Source organism: Actinosynnema sp. NPDC059797, assembly GCF_042732085.1.
Taxonomy (GTDB): Bacteria; Actinomycetota; Actinomycetes; order Mycobacteriales; family Pseudonocardiaceae; genus Actinosynnema.
In genome coordinates, this window is record NZ_JBHWIE010000418.1 from 1 (window position 1) to 5,753 (window position 5,753).

The following is a 5,753-nucleotide window of genomic DNA, read 5'->3' on the forward strand; positions in this document are numbered from 1 at the left end:
GACAACTTGCCCAACGACCAACCCAGGGCCTCGGTGACCTTCGGAGCGGGCATCTCCACTGCCCGGCGAATCCTGCGGATCACCTCACCCAGTTCCCGGCTGTGCGCGTTGCCCGGGCGCACGGCTGTCGACTTGTCCTCGGTGTTCATCACTCCCCTGTGTGGTGTGGCGGTTTGCTCGCGTAACAGCTAAACGCATGCATCCAGCAGGCACCACGGAAATCGGTCGCAGTCATGCCGCAACCTTTCCCGAATTCAAACGCAACGTTCCGGGCCGGCTCTGTCGCTCTTGTGGCGATGGCTCAGATGATGTGCCAAGGCAGGGTGGTGGCATCGTCGACGCCGTGAATGCGCTGAATGACCTCGATCGCCTGAGGGCTGCCGGGCGGGGACTTCCTCGCGTTGGTGGCGATCATGCGCAGTTCGCGCAGTTCGCGCAGCGCCTCGTACCCTTCCTCCTCGCGGATGTCGCGTCCGTAGGCTCTGGCGAAGGCGTCGTAGTCCGTGTGGCCGAACCGACGGCAGTGAACCTCGATGGTGACGAGATCCCACTCGACCGGGCCGAGTGCCATGCCATCCAAATCGCACAGCACAGCAGGGGTTGAAGCATGATCCGAAGCCGCTTCTTCGTCACGGGGAGCGGGGTGCCACAGGGTGTTGCGGTGCTGCGGATCGGTGTGGATGAGGCGCGGAGGTGCGGACTCGGACAGGTGGGCCCAGAACGGCTTCAGCCCGTCCAACCTGGTCATCACCGCGGTTCTGTGATCTTCGTCGAGGATGCGGCTGACGGCGACGGAGCGCGTGATCGCGGTGATCGGGTCGAGTGCGGGCAGCGGGAACGGCGGCTGCGGGGCCTGGTGCAGTCCCAGCAGCGGCGCGGCGATGGCTTCGGTCGACACCGGGCGTCGCTGAGGCAGGTGAGGCCAGAACGTGACGACATGCCCCTTTACGACGACCGGTTGTTCGATGCCCGGCAGCAGGGGAGTGATGGGCACCCGGTGCCGGGTCAGCCAAGCGATGAGGGAGACGAGTCCGCGTGCGTTGCGCAGGTCCCGTTGGGGGTCGACGCCAGGTCGGCCGATCTTGACCACCACGGCGTCCGGAACCTCTCCGACGAGGTAGACGGCGTTGGTGTGGTGACGCAGCACCTGCGCGTCCCGCACGTCCAGTCCGACTGCTTCACATGCCTGCCGGAGGAGGGGGCGAGTGCTGTCGACGGTGAAGTCGTTCCCGATCGTGGACGGCCGTGAGCTCACCGGTCCAGTCTGGGGTCACGCGGTCGATGTGGGCGACTGGGGTGATCGTGATGAGCTTCGTCCCGCTCAACGGTGCGCGGCCGATGCCGTGAGGGAGCGCAGTTCTCGCACGGTGTCCGGAACTCGACCTCGGGGGTGGGGGAGGGCCTCGGCCGCGGTGACCACGTCGTGGGCGCGGGTCAGCACCATCCCTGTGCGGTGCGTGGGTGGCAACTCCGTGAGCACGGTCAGGGCGAGCGTGGTCGCGCCGATGACATCGCCGCGATGAGCTTCGGTCAACGCCTGGTCCAAGCGGACGAGGGCGGGGTCGATGACCACGCGCTCGTCACCGGCGTAAGCCCGCAGGGCTGCTTCCTGGGCGGCGCGTGCACGTGTCGCATCCCCCAGGTTCGCCCACGCGCCCGAGGTGTACAGGTGCAGCCGACCCGGGCCGAAGCGGAAAGCGGCGTACTGGTCCTCCTGCCCTCCTTCCCGCCCGGCCAGCGCCTCGGTCAGGCGACTGGCGCGACCCAGTGCTCCCTGCACACCGCTGGCGTCTCCCAGTTTTCCCAGGGCGCGGGCCTCGGCGGCAACTGCGAGTGCCGCCGCGTCGCAGATGTGGTCAGCGGCGAAGGCCTGTGCGCGACGTGCCAACGTGACGGCGTTCTGGGCGGGTTCGTAGTAGTAGGCCAGCATGGTCTGCTGTGCCAGCACGAGCGCGACCAGAACGGGGTCGTCGGCGTCTCGTGCGGCGAGCAGCGCGGTGCCGTACCACCGACGTGCACCGGTGATGCGCTGCAGCTTCATGTACGAGTCGGCGATGAGCAGCGTCAACATGGTCGTGACCGTGGCGAGCTGTCGGTGCACGAGAACCGGCTGGCGTCGCGCAGCCAATGTCTGGATGTCGGCCAGGTCGGGCAACAGCGATTTGAGGGCGTGATCTGGTCCGATCCGGGTGTACTCACCCACGTGGTGCGCTACTCGCTGTTCAACCAATTCCATGCGGGCAGGGGAAGCGGACTCGCTCAAGGACGATTCCAAACGGATGCGGATCTGCTCGGCGTCATCGCGAACGAGTTGATCCCCGTCAAGCGAGTCGTTGCCCGATGCGTTGCTCAAAGACAACGAATTCGTGGCGGGGGAGTCGGCCGGATCGAGCAGGGCGGCAAGTTCGCTCACGCTGACCTGAAGCCGTTCGGCGAGAGGTCGGCGGTGATGGGCCAGCGGAGCGGACCGGCCGGTCTCCCAATTGCCCACCGTCGTAGGATGCACTCCCAGGGCCTCCGCAAGGCTCTCCTGGCTGAAACCAATCGACTCGCGCGCTCGCGCCAAAGCTACCCGTGGCACCCTGTGCTGTGACCCCATCGCCGAACCTCCTGTGCTGGGGTTGATCACGGTAGCTCAATGCCGCAGTGGCCAATGGTCTACAACATGCCGGTTGACACATTCTTCAGGGAAGATTCGGGGAAAGTTGTGGATGGATCGCAGGCAGGTGCTGCAGTAAGGCTGCGTCACGTGCTCGAAGCCACCGGTGATGTCCACGCCGTCCCGGGCTTGCGCGGCCTGGCCGCCCGCATGGACGTGCGGGCATGAGCGACACGCCGCGATGGCTGTACCTCGTCGTCTGCGCCGCCCCGCCCGTGTTGGGCATCGACCAGGCAATCACCCTGTTGGGTGCCGACGGCCGGCGTGTCTGCCTCATCGCCACCCCCACCGCCGCCACCTGGATCGACCTCGACGACCTGGCGGCCCGCACCGGCTGCCTCACCCGCTCCACCGCCCTGCCACCCGGACAACAGGAATCCCTGCCCAGGGCCGACGCAGTCCTCGCTGCGCCGCTGACCTTCAACTCGATCAACAAGTGGGCCGGCGGGATCAGCGACTGCCTCGCGCTCGGGGTGCTCAACGAACTGCTATCCACCGATGTGCCCATCATCGCCGCCCCTTGCGTCAAACCATCGCTGCGCAGCCACCCTGCCTATCGACCCAGCATCGAGGTGCTCACCACCAACGGTGTCACCTTCCTCGATACCGACGCCATGAGCGTTATTCAGAACCTTTGAGCTGGGCTGACAGCGCAACAGCCCTGCCTGGGTAGGGTCGGTTTCCTCTCACAGAAGCGACCACCACAGGGCAGGGCTGTTGCGCTACCACTCTACGACCGGCCTGGACCATGACCAGATCCGGGAGCTGGTCCGTCGGATCGACCAACTCCAGTCACACCCGACTTCACAGGTCGGACGGCCTCCGGCGCTGGGCCTGCACCGCTCGGTGCTGCTGACCCTGGTGCTGCTGCGCCACAACCTGCCCCAGACCCTCGCAGGCGACCTGTTCGGCGTGTCCCAGCCGACCGTCTCCCGCGTCTTCCGCCGCTACGCGCCACTGCTGGGCCAGGTCACCTGCCCTCACACACCGCCGATGCCCGAAGCCCTGGCCGGCCGGGTGGTCATCGTCGACGGCACCCTGATCCCCACCGGTCGCCGCACGGGCCGGCTCACCGCCGACTACAACGGCAAGCACCGCCGCCACGGCGTGGGCCTGCAGGTCCTGGCCGGCATCGACGGCACCCTGCTGCACGTCGCCGACCCGGTCGACGGCCGCACCCACGACCGCCACGCCTTCACCACCGTCGGCTACGACACCCTGCTCACCCACACCGTCTTCCTCGGCGATCTGGGCTACCAGGGCACCGCCGCGATCCGACCCCGCCGCAAACGACCAGGCCACACCCACCACACCCCCGAGGACAAGATCTGGAACCGCGGGGTCAACCAGATCCGTTGGGCCGTCGAGCAGGCCATCGCCCACCTGAAGAACTGGAAGATCCTCGCCACCGGCTACCGCGCCCGCCTGACCGAGTTGCCCACCATCATCCGCATCGTCACCAGCCTGGAGCACTACCGACTCGGCTGGTGACTTCTGAATAACGCTCCATCACTACCCGTGCGGACAACGGCCTCGCCGCCTTCCGATGGGCCGAGATCACCGCCGCTGTTCACCGCTAGCTCCTCCGAAACACCGGGCCTTTTTCATTGTGACGCCGCAGGCCGCAGCGCAGGTCGTATCTTGCCCACGCCGGGCCACCGATATCGTCGTGACCACCCCGAATCCCAGGGTTTCTACTTCGATGCGCCATCCAACATGTATGGTGGGCCCGGTAGTAGGATGAACTCGCGCGGGGTAACATTCGCCAGGAGATCACGAACTAGTGGAGTGGTGCCGGAATATTAAACCGAACCTCGCGCGCGCTCAGACCGATGTTTCGCTGCACAGATCGACAGGGGATACGGTGACTATTTCTGGGGAGGGCCTAAGTGGCTGGATCGAGGCCGTGTCGGTGCTTGCCTCGAAGCTCATGAGGAACTTCGAGGCCGGCTTCGGGTATCCGCCAGGGGACGACCTCCTGGTCGAAGCTACTGCCGAGAGCGGTCGGGAGGCGGCTCAAAGTCTCTCTTCCGTGGGTGCCCCAGGCGAACTTCGGGACTTTTACTCGCGAGTCCAAGAGGTCTCTCTGCCGGACGTGGGCAATGGGTTCTTCATTGCCTCGGCCGAGGTGCTGGTCGAAGGAATTCGGAGAGGAGATCGGCCTACGGAGGTGACCGGATCGGTTAACGATGCGATTGTCGTGTTCGGCTCCGACGGTGGTGGCGGTCTCTTTGCGTTAAGTTCCTCCAGTGGAAATGTTTATCGCCTAAGCGGTGGAGCCCAAATTGGCTCCACCTATGAGGTGGATGAGTCCGGGATCGCCGTTCTCGCAAGTGGGTTCTGGGAGTTCCTCCGGTACTTGCTTCGCGAGTTGGTGCAAGCTGTCCCTATAGCATGGGAATAAGCTGAAGGAGTGCGGTTCGAGATAAGCGTTGAGACCTCGGCCAAGAGTGAGCCTTTCATCGTGGTTGGCGGGGGGTCTCGGTGTGGTGCACGATTCCGGGAGGGCGAGAACCGCCGTGGCAACATTGAGCGCGACCTTTGACCACGACACCACCCCGTACCTCGCCCGCACCCACGATGACATCTCCGGCCTGATCGAGCGGTTGGCAGTGCTGTCGAGCCGCCAGTCGGTGCCTGCCCTGGCCGAAGTCGTGGTGCACGAAGACCCGTACGGCAAGCCCTACCTGTACGTCGGTGTCACACCCGACCGCGGCGTGGTGTGGGAACCAGGCGAGCCCGGCCGCTGGACACACGGGCAACTCGATGCCGAAGGCGACGTCACCTTCGACTACGTCGGCCACGGCCACGAGATCCCCGCCCGCCACCTCGTGCCGCTGGACGTCGTCCACGCCGTGCTGGCCACCTACCTCGACCACGACGGCGCCGTGCCTGACGACAATCCCCACCTGCGTCCCGAGGGCCACGGCAGGTACGGAGAGTGAGTGGCAATCGTCAGGTGAGGCAGGGGATGCCCGTAAGTCCGCCGATCGCTACTGTCCGGTCAAGTAGATCAACCGGGGGAGGCGCGCGTGGCCGGCACCGAGCTCTACGACGAAATCGGCACGGGGTACTCGCTGGGGCGGCGCACCGA

At 65.9% G+C, this 5,753-nt stretch carries 6 protein-coding genes; 4 read left to right on the plus strand and 2 right to left on the minus strand.

Annotated elements, in window-relative coordinates:
* Positions 1-301: 301 nt before the first annotated feature.
* Positions 302-1,162 carry a phosphotransferase gene (locus ACFV4N_RS38750; RefSeq protein ID WP_499677663.1) on the minus strand — a complete coding sequence of 287 codons (861 nt, stop codon included), beginning with the start codon at positions 1,160-1,162 and terminating at the stop codon, positions 302-304.
* Between the two features lie 159 nt (positions 1,163-1,321).
* Entirely contained in the window at positions 1,322-2,599 is a 1,278-nt protein-coding gene (locus ACFV4N_RS38755; protein ID WP_499677668.1) for a helix-turn-helix domain-containing protein, read from the minus strand.
* A gap of 224 nt (positions 2,600-2,823) precedes the next feature.
* On the opposite strand from ACFV4N_RS38755, the gene ACFV4N_RS38760 reads away from it, so the two are divergent.
* From ACFV4N_RS38760 to ACFV4N_RS38775, 4 genes are all read left to right on the plus strand, one after another.
* Positions 2,824-3,297, plus strand: a complete 474-nt coding sequence (locus ACFV4N_RS38760; protein ID WP_499677664.1) for a flavoprotein — start codon at positions 2,824-2,826, stop codon at positions 3,295-3,297.
* A 79-nt stretch (positions 3,298-3,376) separates the two neighbouring features.
* Positions 3,377-4,150, plus strand: a complete 774-nt coding sequence (locus ACFV4N_RS38765) for a transposase family protein (RefSeq protein ID WP_499677665.1) — start codon at positions 3,377-3,379, stop codon at positions 4,148-4,150.
* A gap of 415 nt (positions 4,151-4,565) precedes the next feature.
* Entirely contained in the window at positions 4,566-5,063 is a 498-nt protein-coding gene (locus ACFV4N_RS38770) for an SMI1/KNR4 family protein (protein WP_499677666.1), read from the plus strand.
* A gap of 115 nt (positions 5,064-5,178) precedes the next feature.
* Positions 5,179-5,604 carry an Imm1 family immunity protein gene (locus ACFV4N_RS38775; protein ID WP_499677667.1) on the plus strand — a complete coding sequence of 142 codons (426 nt, stop codon included), beginning with the start codon at positions 5,179-5,181 and terminating at the stop codon, positions 5,602-5,604.
* Positions 5,605-5,753 lie beyond the last annotated feature (149 nt).

Excerpts from the sequence above, each read along its gene's own strand:
- ACFV4N_RS38760 (WP_499677664.1), top strand. The coding sequence starts at position 2,824 with ATGAGCGACACGCCGCGATGGCTGTACCTCGTCGTCTGCGCCGCCCCG.
- ACFV4N_RS38755 (WP_499677668.1), bottom strand. The coding sequence starts at position 2,599 with ATGGGGTCACAGCACAGGGTGCCACGGGTAGCTTTGGCGCGAGCGCGC.